This is a genomic window from Clostridium sp. CAG:221 (assembly GCA_000435835.1).
Taxonomy (GTDB): domain Bacteria; phylum Bacillota; class Clostridia; order Clostridiales; family Clostridiaceae; genus Clostridium.
Genome location: FR883400.1, coordinates 37,499 through 56,402, shown reverse-complemented (window position 1 = coordinate 56,402; position 18,904 = coordinate 37,499). Strand labels below are relative to the sequence as shown.

The 18,904-nt window shown below is 28.5% G+C and carries 23 protein-coding genes and 1 pseudogene; 10 read left to right on the top strand and 14 right to left on the bottom strand.

What is annotated here, in order from left to right; all coding sequences use genetic code 11:
* Nucleotides 1-829: 829 nt before the first annotated feature.
* On the top strand, nt 830-979 hold the full coding sequence (locus Q5O44_RS07195) for a hypothetical protein (RefSeq protein ID WP_302637582.1): 150 nt from the start codon (nt 830-832) through the stop codon (nt 977-979).
* 347 nt (nt 980-1,326) lie between these two features.
* On the opposite strand, the gene Q5O44_RS07190 is transcribed toward Q5O44_RS07195, so the two are convergent.
* Nucleotides 1,327-2,064 carry a Fic family protein gene (locus Q5O44_RS07190; RefSeq protein ID WP_022167726.1) on the bottom strand — a complete coding sequence of 246 codons (738 nt, stop codon included), beginning with the start codon at nt 2,062-2,064 and terminating at the stop codon, nt 1,327-1,329.
* 138 nt (nt 2,065-2,202) lie between these two features.
* Nucleotides 2,203-2,439, bottom strand: coding sequence for a hypothetical protein (locus tag Q5O44_RS07185; RefSeq protein ID WP_022167725.1), 237 nt, complete (start codon nt 2,437-2,439; stop codon nt 2,203-2,205).
* Nucleotides 2,440-2,655: 216 nt separating this feature from the next.
* On the opposite strand from Q5O44_RS07185, the gene Q5O44_RS07180 reads away from it, so the two are divergent.
* From Q5O44_RS07180 to Q5O44_RS07165, 4 genes are all read left to right on the top strand, one after another.
* Nucleotides 2,656-3,084 (top strand): hypothetical protein, encoded by a 429-nt coding sequence (locus Q5O44_RS07180; RefSeq protein WP_022167724.1) that lies wholly within the window; start codon nt 2,656-2,658, stop codon nt 3,082-3,084.
* A gap of 92 nt (nt 3,085-3,176) precedes the next feature.
* Nucleotides 3,177-3,362: a YvrJ family protein gene (locus Q5O44_RS07175; RefSeq protein ID WP_022167723.1), complete on the top strand. Its 186-nt coding sequence runs from the start codon at nt 3,177-3,179 to the stop codon at nt 3,360-3,362.
* Between the two features lie 117 nt (nt 3,363-3,479).
* Nucleotides 3,480-3,707 (top strand): DUF1659 domain-containing protein, encoded by a 228-nt coding sequence (locus Q5O44_RS07170; RefSeq protein ID WP_022167722.1) that lies wholly within the window; start codon nt 3,480-3,482, stop codon nt 3,705-3,707.
* Nucleotides 3,708-3,744: 37 nt separating this feature from the next.
* Nucleotides 3,745-3,963 carry a DUF2922 domain-containing protein gene (locus Q5O44_RS07165; protein WP_022167721.1) on the top strand — a complete coding sequence of 73 codons (219 nt, stop codon included), beginning with the start codon at nt 3,745-3,747 and terminating at the stop codon, nt 3,961-3,963.
* Between the two features lie 163 nt (nt 3,964-4,126).
* On the opposite strand, the gene Q5O44_RS07160 is transcribed toward Q5O44_RS07165, so the two are convergent.
* The 4 genes from Q5O44_RS07160 to Q5O44_RS07145 all read right to left on the bottom strand — a co-directional run bounded on the left by Q5O44_RS07160 (nt 4,127) and on the right by Q5O44_RS07145 (nt 11,569).
* On the bottom strand, nt 4,127-9,895 hold the full coding sequence (locus Q5O44_RS07160) for an NACHT domain-containing protein (RefSeq protein ID WP_022167720.1): 5,769 nt from the start codon (nt 9,893-9,895) through the stop codon (nt 4,127-4,129).
* 269 nt (nt 9,896-10,164) lie between these two features.
* Nucleotides 10,165-10,773 carry a hypothetical protein gene (locus Q5O44_RS07155; protein ID WP_022167719.1) on the bottom strand — a complete coding sequence of 203 codons (609 nt, stop codon included), beginning with the start codon at nt 10,771-10,773 and terminating at the stop codon, nt 10,165-10,167.
* Complete coding sequence (locus Q5O44_RS07150; RefSeq protein ID WP_022167718.1) at nt 10,736-11,293, bottom strand: antA/AntB antirepressor family protein; 558 nt, start codon at nt 11,291-11,293, stop codon at nt 10,736-10,738. The genes Q5O44_RS07155 and Q5O44_RS07150 overlap by 38 nt, the downstream gene beginning before the upstream one ends.
* Before the next feature lie 120 nt (nt 11,294-11,413).
* On the bottom strand, nt 11,414-11,569 hold the full coding sequence (locus Q5O44_RS07145; RefSeq protein ID WP_022167717.1) for a hypothetical protein: 156 nt from the start codon (nt 11,567-11,569) through the stop codon (nt 11,414-11,416).
* Nucleotides 11,570-11,773: 204 nt separating this feature from the next.
* Here Q5O44_RS07145 and Q5O44_RS07140 point away from each other — a divergent pair, with 204 nt between their 5' ends.
* From Q5O44_RS07140 to Q5O44_RS07130, 3 genes are read left to right on the top strand one after another with little or no spacing between them, the layout of a single operon-like run.
* On the top strand, nt 11,774-11,914 hold the full coding sequence (locus Q5O44_RS07140) for a hypothetical protein (RefSeq protein ID WP_302637184.1): 141 nt from the start codon (nt 11,774-11,776) through the stop codon (nt 11,912-11,914).
* Between the two features lie 33 nt (nt 11,915-11,947).
* Nucleotides 11,948-12,196, top strand: a complete 249-nt coding sequence (locus Q5O44_RS07135; RefSeq protein ID WP_022167716.1) for an ImmA/IrrE family metallo-endopeptidase — start codon at nt 11,948-11,950, stop codon at nt 12,194-12,196.
* Between the two features lie 39 nt (nt 12,197-12,235).
* Complete coding sequence (locus Q5O44_RS07130) at nt 12,236-13,873, top strand: recombinase family protein (protein ID WP_022167715.1); 1,638 nt, start codon at nt 12,236-12,238, stop codon at nt 13,871-13,873.
* Nucleotides 13,874-13,920: 47 nt separating this feature from the next.
* On the opposite strand, the pseudogene Q5O44_RS07125 reads toward Q5O44_RS07130, so the two are convergent.
* The 3 genes and pseudogenes from Q5O44_RS07125 to Q5O44_RS07115 form a co-directional block, all read right to left on the bottom strand.
* Nucleotides 13,921-14,658, bottom strand: a pseudogene (locus Q5O44_RS07125) (FAD-dependent oxidoreductase); the annotation flags it as partial.
* A gap of 66 nt (nt 14,659-14,724) precedes the next feature.
* Nucleotides 14,725-14,868 (bottom strand): hypothetical protein, encoded by a 144-nt coding sequence (locus tag Q5O44_RS07120; protein ID WP_302623425.1) that lies wholly within the window; start codon nt 14,866-14,868, stop codon nt 14,725-14,727.
* A gap of 22 nt (nt 14,869-14,890) precedes the next feature.
* Nucleotides 14,891-15,646 carry a DNA adenine methylase gene (locus Q5O44_RS07115; protein ID WP_022167713.1) on the bottom strand — a complete coding sequence of 252 codons (756 nt, stop codon included), beginning with the start codon at nt 15,644-15,646 and terminating at the stop codon, nt 14,891-14,893.
* A 135-nt stretch (nt 15,647-15,781) separates the two neighbouring features.
* On the opposite strand from Q5O44_RS07115, the gene Q5O44_RS07110 reads away from it, so the two are divergent.
* Nucleotides 15,782-15,994, top strand: a complete 213-nt coding sequence (locus Q5O44_RS07110; RefSeq protein WP_022167712.1) for a helix-turn-helix domain-containing protein — start codon at nt 15,782-15,784, stop codon at nt 15,992-15,994.
* Between the two features lie 118 nt (nt 15,995-16,112).
* Here Q5O44_RS07110 and Q5O44_RS07105 read toward each other — a convergent pair whose 3' ends face one another.
* The 4 genes from Q5O44_RS07105 to Q5O44_RS07090 all read right to left on the bottom strand — a co-directional run bounded on the left by Q5O44_RS07105 (nt 16,113) and on the right by Q5O44_RS07090 (nt 17,524).
* The gene (locus tag Q5O44_RS07105; protein WP_022167711.1) at nt 16,113-16,268 is read right to left on the bottom strand and encodes a hypothetical protein; all 156 of its coding nucleotides are present in this window, start codon (nt 16,266-16,268) and stop codon (nt 16,113-16,115) included.
* 89 nt (nt 16,269-16,357) lie between these two features.
* Nucleotides 16,358-16,600 (bottom strand): hypothetical protein, encoded by a 243-nt coding sequence (locus Q5O44_RS07100; RefSeq protein ID WP_022167710.1) that lies wholly within the window; start codon nt 16,598-16,600, stop codon nt 16,358-16,360.
* On the bottom strand, nt 16,593-16,721 hold the full coding sequence (locus Q5O44_RS07095) for a hypothetical protein (RefSeq protein WP_022167709.1): 129 nt from the start codon (nt 16,719-16,721) through the stop codon (nt 16,593-16,595). The genes Q5O44_RS07100 and Q5O44_RS07095 overlap by 8 nt, the downstream gene beginning before the upstream one ends.
* A 20-nt stretch (nt 16,722-16,741) precedes the next feature.
* Nucleotides 16,742-17,524 (bottom strand): helix-turn-helix domain-containing protein, encoded by a 783-nt coding sequence (locus Q5O44_RS07090; RefSeq protein WP_022167708.1) that lies wholly within the window; start codon nt 17,522-17,524, stop codon nt 16,742-16,744.
* Nucleotides 17,525-17,697: 173 nt separating this feature from the next.
* On the opposite strand from Q5O44_RS07090, the gene Q5O44_RS07085 reads away from it, so the two are divergent.
* Complete coding sequence (locus tag Q5O44_RS07085; RefSeq protein WP_022167707.1) at nt 17,698-17,910, top strand: hypothetical protein; 213 nt, start codon at nt 17,698-17,700, stop codon at nt 17,908-17,910.
* 347 nt (nt 17,911-18,257) lie between these two features.
* On the opposite strand, the gene Q5O44_RS07080 is transcribed toward Q5O44_RS07085, so the two are convergent.
* Nucleotides 18,258-18,443 carry a hypothetical protein gene (locus Q5O44_RS07080; protein WP_022167706.1) on the bottom strand — a complete coding sequence of 62 codons (186 nt, stop codon included), beginning with the start codon at nt 18,441-18,443 and terminating at the stop codon, nt 18,258-18,260.
* Between the last annotated feature and the right edge of the window lie 461 nt (nt 18,444-18,904).

Sequence of the window (18,904 nt, the reverse complement as noted above, 5' to 3'; positions counted from 1 at the left end):
TATTGGCACAATTGTTCAAAATAGTCTTGACATTAATAAAAATTATTTCCACTCTGTCCATGTGAGCGTAGCGGTAAGTGGACTGCTAAAGAAAAGTAAAAGCTCCTCCTTAGGCTAGTAAAAAAAGATTGCGGAGTAAATGACTTTTGGCGTACTAGTTAGGCAACCTGTACCCAAAAGGCATTTAAGTAGTAAGATTTTTTTACCTGTCCAAAGGGGCGCAGTTTCGTGATTAAAAATAGTTAGAATTAACATAAATAGATTAGGAGTCAGGGTTTGGGGCAGGCCCCATTATATTTATTTAGAGCTTCCTAAAAAGGAAGGTTTCAGATTAAATAATAGCCCCCACCGGGTACCCTAAATAGGACTAGATTAATCCTATTACCTAAGATAGTAAAGGTAATATCCTGTACTATTTCGGGTGGTGGATAAGGGCCCAAAAGTATCAATTTTCAGTATACTAGTAGCTTCAATAATAAGAGTAATATTAGAAATAACACTTTTAAATAATAGTTACTAACATAATCAATAAAAATAATAATTAAAAATGAAGCAAAACAAAATATTATTATAAATATAAAAGGTGCATTAGCACTTTTGTTTTAGTGGTTTGGCGTAAGCCAAACTTCTACTCTGTCAACTTTGAAAAAGTGGACTGCTACTGTCCGTAGGACTATAATTTAGAGCTTAAAAAAAATTCTTTTATACCTTCAGTGATAATAAATAGTTAAATAGATTTTTATGAAATAAAATAAAGATTAGATTACAAGATAATAATAAATGAATTTTTTTAAAGGTTTCCTTTTAAGCGGAATAAGGATTACCTGGAATGAAATATGATTTTTACTTCTTAAGAGGAATATCTACAAAAAATCTTATTTCATGTAATGTAATCTTTATGGAGCCAATGGATGATACGAAAAAGAAAAGTTTAATTGAGTATATAATAAAACTAATGCATCAGAATTTAAAAGCATAGTGAGTGAAAGGAACGGTAGCTTTTAGCATTATGATGCAATGGTTTTATTAAATAGAATTAACATATATAGATTATGAGCCGGGTTTAAGGGCAGAGCCCTTTTATATTAAACTATTTTGATGTAATCAAGATTTCCTTAGCTGCCGCAGGCTATAAATTCAAATCTTAATAATTAATTTGTTTATCTATGTATAGAAAAATTTAATTTGCAATATTGAATATAGGTAAAAGTATGAGAATGGTTTCTGGATTAGAGATAAATGAATTAAGGATTAAGGTTTCCTTTTTAAAAATAAATCCTCTCTTTTGCAGCTTAACTGCATATGAGAGGATTTATTTTTAACACCTTAGATTAATTCATTATATTTTTTATAGTTAAATCCATCGAAAAATGTTATACATTTTTCTAATATAAACTTTATTACTTCATCAGCTTCTAAAGTTTCATAAAAATCTAGCATTAATTTATTATACTCAACCTTATATCTAGCTGGTATAGAAAGTACTCCTATATCATTTGATAACAGGATAAGGTTTGATGAAAGTCTAGCTGTTCTCTTATTTCCATCATAAAAGAACTGACAGTAAGATAGCCATAGATTAAGTATAATAGCTTTTTCAAGTAAATTATCTATAGAATTTATTTTATCTATATCAGCTTTAAATACTTCCTCTAAATCCTCATAATTAATACACTTATATTCAACAGTACCTGCAATTCCAATGTTACCCTTTCTAAAGTCACCTACTATTAATGCCTCATCTTTAGCAACTTTACTATGAATATCACAAATAACTTCTTTGTTTAACTCTAAAGAATTTGTTCTACTCAAATTAACAACATAATCCCATGATGACTTTATATTTAGTATTTGATTTTGATCACTTAACTTATGGCCACCAACAGTAATGCCATCAAGTAATGTTTGTACCTCTGGAAAAGTAAATGGATTATTTTCCAAATTTCCCATATCATAAACAAACTCACTAATCATCTGCTTAACATAAGTTAAAATATATCTTTTATCTCCATGTGGTAATTCATCTTTAAATTTATATCTATATCTAGGAATAAATGTATCCATAGCCAACACCTCAAATAAATATTTATTATTTTTCTCTTACTATTATACACCAAGATTATTCTAGCTTAAACAAAAATTGAATTATTGTTAAGCTGAAATTTCATAGCTAGTATTTATATTGTGACATTCCTCTCAAGCTTATAGTGTAAAGCTACTAACAACCTTAGTTGTCTTTTTTATATAATCATCTGCTAGCCCATCAATGCCATCACAAATAAACTTTAAGCTACAGGTCTCACAGTTCTTAATTATATTTTGGTCCATAAGTGAACACTTAAGCTCATCATTATATGTTGAATTTCTAATTGCTAAAGCAATCTCTAATCTGTCATAAAGTTCTCCCTCTTCAGTAATTTTAATTCTATTAGATATCATAATACCACACCCCTTAAACTTTTCTCATTAAAGATATATGGTTTAAAAACTAATAATTCAAATTCAAAGGATCTTTTTTATTAATAAACCTCACAATCCCTGATGTTTCCCGCATATTCTTTTATTCTTATATTCTTTTATATATGAAAATATAAGAATATCCATATAACCATTCTTCTATTCCCATATATATTCAGTATGAAAGGGGCGTTTTTAGTGGGAAGAACTAAAGGGTTAATTATAGATCCAAGCGACATATGTTATGAAGAAGAATGTGAGGAAATAGGTTTTGAAGAACCTGGTGAAATAAAAGGTAACTTAGTAGAAGGCTTTTCATTTACAAATGAGCCAGTGCAATTTGCACATACTGCTCCAAATACAACAGAAAAATCTAAAGTAGAAAAACAAAAATCTAAAAAGAATAATACAGATATTTTAGATATGAGAAAACTATCAATAGTAAATGGACTTACCCCTCCAATAGATGGAGAAAAGCTAGAATATAAAAGATGCTATATGCTAAGATTCTCAACCCTAAAGAAGCTAGAACAAATCAAAGCCATGCATCCAGATATAATTTATATAAGCTCTATAGTAGATATGGCAATCAATCATTACTTCCATTGTCTCTTTGATAACGAATAAATCAGTATGAAAACTTACTGATTTATTTTTTATAAATAAATAGCCTTTAACTCCATGCTTCAAAACCATATATATTATTTGGAGGTGATATCATGGAAAATTTAGATCTTATATCATTAATAGGCAGTACTGGCTTCCCAATAGCTATTACAGCCTATCTATTGATTAGACTAGGAAAGCAACTTACTTCACTATCAAATAGTATAAATACATTAAATACCATTGTTTCAGTAAAATTAGGTGCTGTTGTAAAAGATGAAAAAGACAAAGTTGCATAATATAAAAAATCTGATAGGCCAAAAGTTTATCAGATTTTTTATATTTTAGTATTAAATTTTGATTTCTTCTTTTTAAACCATATATATTAAATACCAAGCTACAAGGAGGTGAATAACATGGCAGTTTCAAAAGAATTAATGACAACTACTTTAAGTATTGAAGTAGAAAGCGGTGTTGATAATAAGGGTAATATATCATACAAGAAAAAGAATTTTTCAGGTATTAAAGGAGATGCTACACCAGAAGCTCTAGCAACAGTTGCAGATGCAATTAAATTAGTATTAGCTAATCAAACTAGATACACCTTAGTTAATGAAATCTCTATGCTAGAAGACAACGCTTAGCTTATTAATCCAAATCTTATAGAAGGGAGGAGAAACCATGGAATACTCATTACAAATGGTCTTTTTATGTGATAGTGGTGAAAAGAGTTCAATTACAATTTCAGATGTAAAACCTGGACTTACAAACTCAGATGTAATAGCTCTAATGGACACCATTATCACAAGCAATATCTTTGTAACAAGTAAAGGTGCATTAATTAGTAAATACAGCGCTCAAGTTGTACAAAGAGAAGTTACAAAATGGGATCTTAACTAGTCAAAAGGCATTGGATTCGAAGTCCAATGCCTTTTTGGCAACTAGTACTATATTGGTATCATTAAGTTATTAATGTTATATACTCTATAGTAAATATTAATAAAAATAAATTATACAATATAATCCCAAAACTCATTTGCAATTTCACATCTAATTTTTATTATTATAACTTAATAGTAAATCTCTTTGCTTCTCTACTAAAAAGCTTACATATCGCATCATACACAACTCTTTTAACTTTGACTTCTGATCCTATTATATAAGGAACTCTATAGCTTCCAGTATCAACATCATCAAAACAAACTTCCCACTTAGAGTACTTCACCACGGTCTCCCCTGTTCTATCTATGCCAATTATCCCTTCACCATTATCTGTAATCTTAATTCCGAGAACATCCAAAATTTCTCCCCTAATACTTAGATAATCATATGGTCTAAATGTTAAATAAATATCCTCATTAATCTTAAGATTAGAAGCAACTAATAGTGAATTTCTTTTAAGATAATCTGGTTTAATAAACTCATTATTTTCATCATATAGCCTATACTCTTTTTTAAGTTTCATTAAAGGAACAACATCCTCTTTATCTGTGAATACTACACCAGAAATTACTATTGTTGAATCTATATTCTCTATTAAATTATTCTTATACTTTTCTCTTTTATTATAACAACGTTCATAGTAAGCTAATGAAATCCATTCTTCAGAATACACATCAGTTATTGAGTCAGTAACTTCTTCAGGCATATTAATATCCAATGGACGAGGAATAATTGAGTTGCAATTGGCAATTAAATACTCTATATCATCAATTAATATTTCATTCATTTTTTCTTCTATTTCACTTAAAAATGGTAATTCTACAAATCCATTGAGGAATGCTTCTACTTCACGACTCATATGCTTCATTAATATATCATAAAAATAAACATTTGGTACAAGTACACTATATGATTTATCATATATTATATCTTGTAGATTTTCTCGTGTAGACTTATCGTTTATTTCACGAAAATAATTCTTAGCAATATTCCCAACATCAACACCGCTATCCTTTAGTAAAGCAACCCTATTATCTGTCTCAGTTAAGATTTCTATAAAATAATTAATACTGTTATCTCCACCATCATATGAGTGAACATACTTTTCGTAATTTCTTTCATCTTTCAGCCCAGTAATCTTCCTAATCAAGTAGTTTACAATCCCATTATCAGTGGGATAAATACTTAGTAAATCATTAATTAAATTGTTTTTACGTAACTCTTCTTCAGTAAACCACTTTCTAATAAGCCACAATAAAATAATTAGTGAGTAGTCAATGAATCTATCCTTCTTTTCAATATAACGCTTGAAAGGTTTTATGAAAGATATACGATACTCTGGCTGTTCTAACATTTTGTTAAGCGAAGATATAATCCATCTATAACGATTTGCTTCACCATATTTTAAACGAGTAAGTAATAGAAACATTGCTTTTTCTATAGAAGAGAACTCTTTAGACTTTTCAACTATTTCCTTATAATTATAATCATATTGTCCTGATAGTCTAAAATTAATTATCTCAAACAATGACTCCCAATAATGAAGAATTAATTCACCATCATATCCAACCGCTGTTAACGCATTTATTATTTTATCACCTACTGCCAAATTATAGTCAACCGAATAAAGATTATTATAAAAATATTCAAAAAAATACTCCTCCGCTACTTCTCTATTATATTCTACTGCTTTAATATAATATCCTGTTTCAGTTAACCTCTGATACCACCCATCTTTATGATTCAAAAACATCGCTATGTAAATATACGCCATAACTTCTGAATTTAAATCTAAAGCATCAATAACTTTTAGTATTCTTTCTCTACTTTCATCATCGCTCCTTCTATCATATATGTGCTTTATTAGGTTGTTGATAAACATTTTTGAGTCATCACTCAACTCACTAATTGACTGCAAGTATATATACAATCCTTGAATATCACTTTCATTTATTCCAAAATCAACAATATACTCAAGTATTTCCTCAAAAGACATTACATCAAAACTTAAACGACTCACATGTTTATCATAACTAAACTTCTTTCCTCTACCTATATCATATGTTCTATTTGAACTACGATTTAATATAATTTCAGAATTAAATTCTACGTTCAGTTGCTCACACAATCCTTTTATTTTCTCATAATCATCTTCATAGATTCCTTTCGGATATCTATTTATCAATTCTCTCATAGAAACTCTAGCTAATTCCTTTTGAGAATTATTACTTAGAACTCGTATGTTGTTTAAATAACTACTAATAGTGCTAGGACTAATTTCATTAGGTCTCGTTTTAAAAAGAGAATTTTCTATAATAGGATCTACTTCACTATTCATAATTTCTAAAAGATTATCTAAACTTTCTTCTAAGGCCCAATAATTTGGTGAATCCAATAGCTCATAACTCAGATATGTCATAGCAATATCTCTGTTAGTTCTAGCCAAAACCTCGAACCACTCTTTTGGATAAGTTTGTGTACTTCTGCCATCAGTATGATATACAACGGCATCGGCTAATGGCTTTAGTCTTAATATATTCTGAATACCAGTTTCCACATCAATTTTATAAATACTCTCGACACTATCTATCAGTCGACTTAGTGTACGATCCTTTCTAAATGAATAAGACAATAGATACTCTACACCTCTTCGAAATTCAACTTTTGCTTTGTCTAACCGACCACCCTTTGAAAGGATAATTGCATGTTTAAAACTATAATCAGCCAAATATGAATAAAATCTTCGTTTATCCTCATCGCCTATTTTTTCTTCAAATATTTCTGTTAAAACTGTACAATTTATATCATTTGCTATTACTAAGAATAACTCGAAAAGTTTGTACGTAGGTAGTGGACCGCAAGTAGCCCCCATTAGCGTAGTCATAGTTTTACTTGACATCTCAGCAATCAAACCAAGTATTGTACGCCATGTAGATTCAGTTGATACTAGTTCAAGTGGTGATACTATTGATTCAAATATAATTGTATTATAATTGTACAAATCACAAGTACGCGGTTTACCCTTAAAGCATTCCATGTCCTTTGTTAACCATAAATATGCTTCTATTAGTTTTGACTCATCAATAGACTTATTTTCTTTTGCTTCAACAATTACTTTACTCACTTTAAATACATATATTAACCAATTATAATACCAATTTCTATTTTCAGCACACTTAATAAAATCATTTAATTTATTTGAATGGTTTGTAATAATCCATTCAATGTTACTAATATAGTAATTTAACGCAATTAAAGTGTCATTAGAGTATGAATCTGAGTCCAATAATATCTCAAGAGCAGTATCAAGATATTGTTCATCAATTATATACTTACCCTCGAATACATCTATACTTTCTCTCCAATGTTCTTGTTCCTCAAGTTGGTTTACCAGTGCTTTTAATTCTTCAATTAATCCTCTCCTTGAATATTCAGTTATTATCACCGTCCTCTTATCATATGCGTCTTTAACTGCAACTTTTTCAATCTTATCAATCATATTTCGGCCAGTATCTAAACATGCACAAATAAAATATCTATACTCTTCTAATTGCTCATCATAACTCTTTTGCACTATTTGATTAGATTTCTTTGATTCTATGAGTAACCTTATATACTCGTCCCATTCAGGAATTACATTATTTTCAGAGCATAGATAACAGACTTTTAATCCTTCAGTGCAACTTAGTGCATTTCGTCCTTCGTAAACTAAAATATTTTCAAGTTTTTCGAACCCATTAATAAGACCTAATCCAAGATAATAATACTGTGAATTTTCATCAAATGCATATTCTAGACTATAAATCATATTACTCAATTCAGTACATATGATTACGGCCCCATAATTTTTAGCTTTACAAGATGTCTTCATTAAAATCTCAAAATTTCTTTTTATAGAGTTAATGTTATTACCATAAAAAACGCTGTCAACAACAAATTCCTTATTGCAATATTCTAAAATTTCTTCGTAGCGTTTAGCTTCAAAAAGAAGTCCAAGTAAATTTAGATACGACTTTCTATCTTCATAGAATCCCTTTTTTTTCAACCAGTCTATCAAGTATGAATAAATGGCTTTATCTACACTAACTTCATTTTCTTCTAGTAATTCAAGAACATATCTTCTAAAACTCTCATGATAAATTTTATAACCTCCATAGCAACTACTATAAGATAATATACTTCTAATAGCCTCTAAACTTTTAGAAACATATACACCTAAAGAAGTAATCTCCTTAAGTTCAGATTCTGTTAATGGAAATGGAGAACCTGCCAATATTTGTGGCACCTTTTGACTTTCAGAGAGTTTTGTCATTAAAAATGAATAGTAATTTTCCAAATTGGTATTATAAGCTGGGAATCCTTCAATCAATTCTCTTGTTATCATAACATGAGTGTATTTAGATAATTCGTTTACTAAATACGTTAAATATAATGGATTCCCTGAACTTTTTTCAATCAATAAGTCTGATAACATACAGTGAAAATCCAGTTCAACGTCTGTTAAGCTATTATTTGTAATAAATTCTTTTACTTCACCAATGTCCCAAGGTTTCACTGAAAACTCCTTAAAGTTATGATTGCACAAATTAATAACCTCAGTAATTGGCTGTGAGGCTAAAATAACTTTTACGTTGTCAGGAAACCTCAGCCGTGATATTACTTCCACAATTTCAGTCTCAATTTGTTTCATTGTTTTTTTATGAAAACTATATATTCTACCAATATGATCTAATCCATCTACAATTAATACTACTTCTTCTTTTATATTATTAATTAAAACTTGCAATTCATCAAAATCCACCCCATATTTCGAAAGCTTATATGACTCTAAGTGTGGAAATACCTCAATAATGTCACTTATTAAATTCGCTAAGAATACATTTATAGTTATTCTTTCTTTTTCATATAGATCATCTATTCCCGTATAACAATAATGCTGAATAACTTTAATTCCTTGTTCATCGAGAAAGCTTATAAAGTTTTGAATGAACCAAGACTTTCCTGAACCAGGTTCACCAAGTAGACATACTTTATTGTTTGTAAATACAAAATCCTTAAATTCATGATATCTTGTTGAATTTAGTACATTAATAGATCTATCAATCTTAAAACTCTGCTCAATGTTTCCGTAACTTTTCTTCAGACCTAAGTCAAAAATCAATTTATTTAGTTCAATAACTTCACCTCTTGCACGCAGTCCTTTAATGATATATATCAAGTGCATGGAAACATCAACTACTGATTTCTTATCATTTGGAAATTTCCCAATACCAAAGAGCCTTAGGCCATTTATAACCAAATTCTCTAAGTCACCAGGATTGGTAAAATCTGTACTTGATTTTGGAAGATTCACTTCAATAGTTAAATCATTAATAAATTTCTGAAATTCATCTCTATTAATATCCGTGGACTTCCCTCTTAATCGTCTCCATGATGAAATAGGAATTCCATCTGAAGGCCATATACTTTCAAGATTAATTTTTAATACCTTAACATCATTGCTTTTATACAAATTAGTTACATCTTGCTCTATTAAAAAATCAATGTCTTGAGAATCCACAAGCAACTCCCATGCCAAACAAATCCTGATATCAATGTTCTTGTCCTTCGGCAATTCTTGCCATGATCTAAATAATGTATCTAGTGCTAAATCGTATTTTTCAGAAGACAAATCTGCTTTTTCAAATATTTTATTATCACTATACTTAATCTGTTTCTTCATTATTGAATCACTTGTAATAATAGTAATATCATCAAACTTATCATTTTCAGATTCTTTTTGATCAATCTTGAAGATAGCACTGTCATCAGTTAATAACATATTTATAATATGATATGCCGTAAATAAATCTTGGTATTCATATCCTTTATGAGCATCTAATAAACTCATAATCTAAACCTCCTTCAAGTTTCTATATTTCTAACTATATAGCATAACCTCAATTTATTTATGATTTGGTTATCTTTTCATTATTCTAAATAATTAAGTTAAATAAAAATTTCTATTTCACTCATAATTTTAGTAATTTATTTACTATATATCAACATAATTTACCTAACAATTCCAAAAACCCATTTATATTTTATGAGCTCTACATAAAATTCATTATATAAATTAATACATATATCATAAAGATAATAGATTTATAATTATATATACTACTCTACTCTTCTCATCTTTATATAAACATAAATACCACTATCAACATCATTAAACACAACATCATGGTCAGTATAAATAAACCCAGGATAAAGCTTCTCAAAGACTTCTCTTTCCCCTTGGTTTTGTGATAGCTCATATAATTTTTTATTTGAATACTTATAATCATTAATTTCTGGCATGGGTATAACTATATTTTTAGATTGGCTCCATCTTTTCTTTCCTCTAGGATCCTTTGAAAGATAATTTGCTAATTCTTCAAAGCCTAGTTCATTAGCTTGCATTCTATTTGCATTAGCTGTGCCTTTTCCCCATAGTTCTTCTGCCTTATCTCTATCCATTCCAGATATTATAATGTGATGGTGGATTCTTGTTTTTGTTCTTTTATCATCTGTAGCTTCTCTATATTCTAAAACTGCTATATATTTTAATTCATCAAGTCCATTCCTCTTCCTAAAGTTTTTAATTCTCCTAATATAATTATTTCTATCACGAATAGCAGCCTCTTCACTATTTGGAAGATTAGCTGCATCATAACTAAGGCTAACTATTAAATCCCTATTATCAAAGTTAGCATGAATTCTTTTTTCCTCTAAGTGAATTATCATTGTAAGCTACGCTCCTGTATCCACCTAAAGCTTCTATACCTTTCTTTCTAACTAATGCTTGTATCTCTTTGCAATCTATTTGAAACAAAGGCATGTCCTTTTCAAGCTTATCTACTCTATTTTCAACTTGTGCTATTTTTTCTTTCTGTTCCTTTAAAGCTTTAAATTGTAACTCCATTAATTCCATTGGACTTAGTTTTTTAACTTCTTTTAGTTTCTTTTCACAGTTAATAAAGTATTGTCTAGCTATCTTTCCTTTTTCTGTTCTTTGTATCATTGATATTTCTTTTGCCATATCTATAGAAATTGCATGATCTATTACTGTAGTCACTGGATTCTTTAAATTATTGGTTGCTCTTTTTTGAGCTACCCTTATAAAATCAATCTCTTCCTCAAACCCATACTCAACCTTTCTTCGGAACCAATCCTTATATTTAGTTCTTATTTCTAAAAACTCATGTAATTCTCTACCGCTTACTAATTGTCTACCTTCTCTTTCTATTATCTTAATTAATTCCATTACGCATCACTCCTTTTCTAATTAGCTCCTTAGCTAATACTTATTAAATTCACCCTTTAACAAATTCTTTATTATGTTAATCCTTACTCTATTAAGGCTAATTAGCCATTTTCTCATAAGTTAATCGAAGTATTTACAATCATTTTCCTCAAGATAATCAACAATTAAATCTATTTCCTCAGAGGTAAACTTTTGTATTGCAATATCTGTTAATGTATCTATTAACTTGTTTTCTAAAATACTCATATCCTCTGGATAAATACATGTAATCGTCACTATCTGGCCTCCTATAAATTAATAATCTATACTATGCTTGTACACTTCTTCTTGTTACAATTAAAAATGCAATCACACGTTATGTGTTATTTTTTCTTAAAAAAAATCTCATCCACACATGCATCTCCAAAGTTAGCTTTAAATTTTTCCATAAAATTATAGCTTGGATTTCTTAGTCCAAGTTCAATCTTAGAATAATAGTTAATGAATACAGAGACTTTACTATTTAATGGTGAACCAGCTTCAGAAGAAGCTATCCAAAGCATTCTTGATGCAATGGAAATGGGTATGGCCCTTGCAAAAGAAAAGAATAAGAAATACACACCCAATAAATATAAAAAATAATATATAAAAAACATAAGATGTAATGCGTAATTAATGGAACGTCATGTCCTAGCACATGAACTTGGCCATGCAATTCTTCATCCAAAAACTAATATTACCTATTTAGAAAGTAACACTTTCTATTCTAAAGAAAAGTTTGAGATTGCAGCTAATACTTTTGCAGCTGAATTACTTATTGAGGATTCATTGTTTCATGAATATAAGCATCATACAATTGAAGAAATGGCTGCTATGGAAAATTTACCTATAGAACTTATCAAGATAAAGCTAAAATATATTTAATTTGTAATAAAATTGCATATACTAAAACGAGGTGATTAGATGAAGATTGCTATTTACTCAAGAAAAAGTAAATATACAGGTAAAGGTGATTCCATAGGTAATCAAATTCAAATGTGTAAGGACTATATAGAGACTCACTATAGAAATAATGACCCTGAATATATCATTTATGAAGATGAAGGATTTTCTGGTGGAAATATCAATAGGCCAAAGTTCCAAAAGCTTCTTAGTGATATTAAAAAAGAAAAATTTGATATTTTAATATGCTACAGACTTGATAGAATTAGTAGAAATGTATCTGACTTCTCCACTACCTTAGAAGAGCTTCAAAGCTATGGAGTTGACTTTATAAGTATTAAGGAACAGTTTGATACAACTACTCCAATGGGAAGAGCTATGATATACATAGCTTCTGTATTTGCACAACTGGAACGTGAAACCATTGCTGAGCGTGTAAGAGATAATATGGTTGAACTAGCTAAGTCAGGAAAATGGTCTGGAGGTAGAACTCCACTTGGCTTTGATAGTGAAAGCTCATCTTATATTGATGAAGAAGGTAATGAAAGAAAATTAGTTAAGCTTGTGAAAAATGATGAAGAACTACAATTAGTTAACTTAATTTATGATACCTATCTAAGAGAAGGATCATTACATAAGACAGAAGTTTACTTTGCTTCTCACAACATTAAATCAAATAGAAATATTCTTCTTGAAAAAACATCATTAAAGGTAATATTAAATAACCCTGTTTATGCAATAAGCTCCCCTGAACTTAAGAGGTGGCTTGAGGATGATGGATGGAATGTATATGGTGAACCTGATGGCAAACATAGCTATCTTAGCTACAATAAGACAAAGCAAGTAACTAGAAACGGAAGATCAACTAAAATATCAAATGATAAAGAAAATTGGATAGCTGCAATAAGTAATTGTCCTGGCATAATTGATGCAGATAAATGGATTGCAGTACAAGAGCAATTTAAAGGCAATAGAGGTTCCTTCCCTAAAAAGGCAAGAACCCACAATGCAAAACTTGTTGGAAAAATTTATTGTGCCCACTGTAATAACTACATGCAGGTAGTTCATGGAAACATAAAAAAAGATATAGGAAAAAGACAATTCTACTACTCCTGTTCATTAAAAAAGAAATCTAAAAGTGAACTATGTAAAAATAAAAATCTAAAGGTAGAGGATGTAGAGAATTTATTACTCCTAGAGCTAGAAAAGCTAGGCAAAAATAAGAAAAGCTATATCCAAAGCCTAAAAAAGAAAAATGACGCAGTAAAGAAAAATAAAGATGTAAAACTAAAGCAAAATGCAATTCAAAAAGACATTGAGGCCAAACAAAAAATTCTAAATAATCTGGTAGATAAGTTAGCAGTTGCTGATGATATAGACGATATAATAATACAAAGAATACGAGCCACTAAAAATGAAATGCAAGAGTTACAACAAGAATTAGATAAAATCTCAAAAGAAATCCAAGATTCAAACTACAAGAAATTAGACCTAGACTTTATAGAAAGCTTACTAGAAAAGTGTGCTGATATAAGACAACTAGATTCTAATGAACAAAGACTCCTAATAGGTGTTTTAGTAGATAAAATTCTATGGGATGGTAATACTCAAAATGTAACAGTATATTTCATTGGAAGTGGAGACGTAAAAAAAAAGTAGATCCTCTACTTCCAGATTTATACCAATTGTTGCAAATTCAACCACACAGCATGACCTGTATCTAACAGAACAATATTTTCAGCAAACTCTTTTAAGGCGTATTGCTGACAAACTTTTGTGTCAAGTTTTTTATAATTAATATCCTCTTTTGGAATCTTAAGAACAACTACTCCTTTTTCATTTAATTCTTTTCTAATATCATCAGATAAGCTTTCTTTTGCCAGCTTACATGAACCTGACATTGCACCTAATTCATCACCGCTACGCTCTCCTTGAATATCAAAAGCTCCACATCTTTCACTTATGCTTATTCTAGGACCAAAAGATGGACACCTTAATACACACATTGAACAGCCATTACCATATCTTAAACAGTTTCCCATTGGTCCAGTGGTTCCAGTTGTTTCAATAAATACATCACCATCAACATAGCTGTCATCACTTAAAAGTAATCTTTTTATCTTGTGATCCTCTACTTCAACATCACGAACACGCTTTTCTAGATGAACATTTATACCTAATGAAATTATATACTCTCTTACACGACCTTCAATAACATTTACATCATATAATGTGGCATGCTTATGTCCTGGAAAATCTATATCTTTATGAGTACAATATAAATCTGTTAGATTTATTAAATCTCCTGCGCCTAATGCTATAAGTTCCTCTGAAGCTGTATATCTACCGTTATTTCGCATTATTCCGCCAACATTACCAAGGCCTAAAAGCAAATCTGTTTTTTCGTATATATGAACTTCAGCTCCTGCCTTTTTTGCAGTAATTGCTGCTGCACAACTTGTCCATTCAAAAAGACAGTAAAAGGGTTAACATTAAGCTAACCCTTTAATTTACATTCTTGCTTCCATATATCCTATTATATAGTATTTTAGCTCCTTAGGTACATCAACTAATACTTGTTTACCTTTATACTCTATAATAACTTTTACATTTCCAAATTTCAATATGTCATTAGTGCTAATTTCTTCTTTCATAACTATGTGCTTTATACTCCCTTTAATAATTAGTTATTATCAATTCTTTATATTTTCCTCTTCCACTTTTTTCTTTTGATATTGAATAGTTAACATCAACTTCCTCTATATTAAAATCTTTATACCACTCCCTAACTTTTTCATGATCATTTATTGTCAATATAAACTTTCCTTTTATATTGCTTAGCTTGTCCCTTAATAATATATGATCATCTTCTGTAAATTTATAATCATATCCAGCAGTTTCAAAATAAGGTGGATCACAAAAAAATAAACTTTCCTCTCTATCATATTTATCAATAATTTTTTCAAAGTATAAATTCTCTACATATGTATTGTTTAACCTTTCCTTTATTTCATTTAAATGCTCTGTTAAAAATATTTTTTGGTTTGGAATTTTTGTAGTTCCATAACCAAAATGCTTTCCTTTTCCTGCAAAACTATTATTTATTAAGTATAAAAATCTTATAGCTCTATGTATATCAGTTAAATGCTCCAATGTACTATTTTTATATTCTTCAAATATATCTCTTCCTGAAAACTCATATTCTAGTAAACGTTTAATTTCTGGTGTATGATATTTAATTATTTTAAATAGATTTATTAATTCTTTATCAATATCATTGATTACTTCTACTTTAGATTTATCTTTCCCAAAATAAACCCATCCTGCTCCAAAGAATAGCTCTATATATGTTGTATGACTTGGCAGCATATTAATTATTTTGTTCCTTAATTTACTTTTACCTCCCATACGTGAAATCGGTGGCTTTATCATATTTTTATATTTTCTCCTTTCATTTCTTTTGGCAGGTTTATTCTAGCATAATTCTTTTGTTAAAAATATATGGTTTTAGCAAAAAAATGTTCTAGTTTTGAACATTTTGACGTTATATTACAAAGGAGGAATAATATGTATCACTTTTTTAGTGAAAGATTTTACAAATTAAGAAAGGAGTGTAATTATACTCAATATAAACTAGGTAAATTATTGAATATTAGTAGAAGTACTATAAGTAAATATGAAAGTGGAGATTTATTTCCAGCAACTCATACTCTTATTAAAATTGCTAGAGTATTTAAGGTAAGTGTTGATTATCTTATTGGCTTATCTGATGAAAGGTAAAATAAAAGGGTGTAGTAATTATGCTGCACCCCCTTTCTGATTATTATATTATTCAAAAAAACTTTTTATATCTTCATCTATATGTGGCAATGGTTGACCATTTTGGTCATTTTCCCTCCTATGAAAATAAAATTTCTAAAGCAAATATTATTTTTTTCTTAAATAATGCAATAATTATCTTCATTAATATAAGAGCTGTTCCAGTAGAAACAGTTCCATATAAACTCCATTTAAATAATATCTCTAAAAACTCTTTAATTTCTTCTAAATTCATTTTTTCGTTTCTCCTCTTGACATCACGCCAAAAGAACTGCTATACTCTACTTAGGTTGTGAGAGTCGTGTCCTTGTGACATGGCTTTTTTTATTTACTTAATTCAATTAATTTTTCTATATCTCTAACTGTCATATAATTATCATCTATATATTCATCATTTGTTGACTTTAAATTTACCACTGAATATATTCCTAATAAATTATCATCTTTCCAATAAATCGTTTTAGTAAAGAAAAGTTCATAATCATTTTCTTTATATTCTAAAACCTTGGCAGATGAATGTCTTGTTATAAACTTAACCATTAGCTCTCCTGGTACTCTATCAATCATATTGCCCTCCTAATTCACTTTCTAAGAATTTTATATGTTCTATATAAATTTTTCTTAAAACTTTATTTTTCTCATGAAGTAAACATCTTTTAATTTCTCTTATTCTGCTTTCTATACTCATTACAATTCAACTCCTATCTATTAAACCCATCCAAGCAAAGCATTTTCTAACTCTTCAGCTTTTCTTATTTCTTCTTCAGTAACTTGTCTTTTAAATCTTTTGCTATTATTAGAAGTATAATTTCCTCGTCCAGTTTCAATATTTTCATTATTTACATAAATTGATGGAGCTGGAGCATAATTTTTTCTTATGGTCCAATTCTTTTTTATAGCTGAAAACATATAAGAAAACAACTCATTTGCTCTATCTTTTGAATACTCATAAACTTCAAGTATTCTGCTAGTATTAGCAATTTTTAATAACTCTTTAGCTTGATTTTCTTCTAAGCCAGTTTCATTTGAAACTAATTCTATTTCCTTAGGATCTATTGAAAAATCATTAGCTTGAAGTTCAGGAGTAGCACTATCTAATAATTCATCTACATGAACTTGACCATCTAATGGTTTCTCTCCATTGCTATCAACTGGTGTAGTTTTATTATCTTTGGCTTTTTTAGATGATTTTTTATTAATCTTCTTCTTAATCATATTTTTGAATGAAGTATAAGTGTTAAAAAACCCTCTATCAGTTTTCTTTTTTTCTATTTTCATATATCCTAATTCAGCAAGTCTTTTAATTGATTTTTTTACTGTTGTTAAAGATATATTAAGTTTATTTGCTATAGCTTCTAAAGATGGATAGCTACATTTTTTATTATCATTGTATAAGCTTAATAGATATGCATATATTCTAAATTCATTTGATGTGATTTTTGTATCTGTTATTAGATTAAAGTCAATTTGTAAGAATTGTATATTTTTCATTGTAGCTTCCTCCCTTATTTAAATTTGTTTAACAATTCACTTAACAATTTTATATTAAACCACAAAGTTTAATTAGTCAATACTTATATTTAAATTTATATTACAATTTTTAAATAATTTTGACTTATTTTAAATTCTACAGTATAATTTAACTAATAAGGAGGTCTTTATATATGGCTTTAAAAGATGAAATTAAAGGATATATCGTATCTAATGGTTTTACCATAACTGATGTAGCTGAAGAACTAAACAAACGTACAGGAACTGAATTTACTATGCAAAATTTATCCAATAAAATTAGACGAGAATCTTTAAAATACTCTGAAGTTTTAGAAATTGCCGATATACTTGGTTATGATATTAAATGGGAAAAAAGAAAGTCTTAGAATTACAAATCTAAGGCTTTTATTTTTTTATGAGTAAAAACTAACTACTATTATAACTACGTTAGTAGTTATATATAAATATAGATAAGATAGATATAGATAACATAAGTATAGATTAAGGTCAATTTCTGACCTGTTAAATAGATATTATTTGTATTATTAAAAGGTTTCTTATTTACTTACTATTTATTAATTTTATATTTTATTTCTATTTAATTTGATATATAATAAGCATGTATTATTTCTACTGATTTTATAAATAATATTAATAGATATGTATTTTCCATGATAATTTAAGAAAACAAAAAAGCAGCTACTAATTTATTTTAGTAACTGCTTTTTTATTGTTATTTATTTAATTCTTCTCTTCTATTTTTAATAAATTCTTCTAACTGCTCCAAATCTTCTAGGGTAGCTTTATTTTTTATGAAGCTTCTTGCTGATGATCTGCTTTTTAAGTAACTAGAATATTCTTTATTTTTTTCTTCCCATTTCTTATTTGCTATTGTTTGCTTTTTTAATTCTTTTGTCATATACTCCATTCTCCTAAATTATAATTTTATTATTAAATATGCTAATGCTATAATTACTAATATTTTGAAAACTATTTTAACAATTAATACTGGTACATTATTCTTCATATTGATTTTAAGTGATTAATATTGTATTATTTTAGCGAGGGGATTAATCCCCTCTATTGGTTGTTAGCTTTTATAAAATTATTTCTATAAGTTCTTTTATAATCGCTATTTTTATCATAAGCTTGATAACTATCGCAAGTAGTTTATCAAGCTTTTTTAGTTTTTTAATCACTTTTCCTCCCCCTCTCTACAATTATATTATACTACATGTAGTATAAACGGTCAATAGTTTTACATAAAAAAATAAAGCTAAAAGCAGATTTTATCTACCTTTAGCCTTTTATTTTATATAAAAATATATTATAATTTTATTTAGATATTTTTATGTTTAAATGGAAGCAGAAGAATTTTAT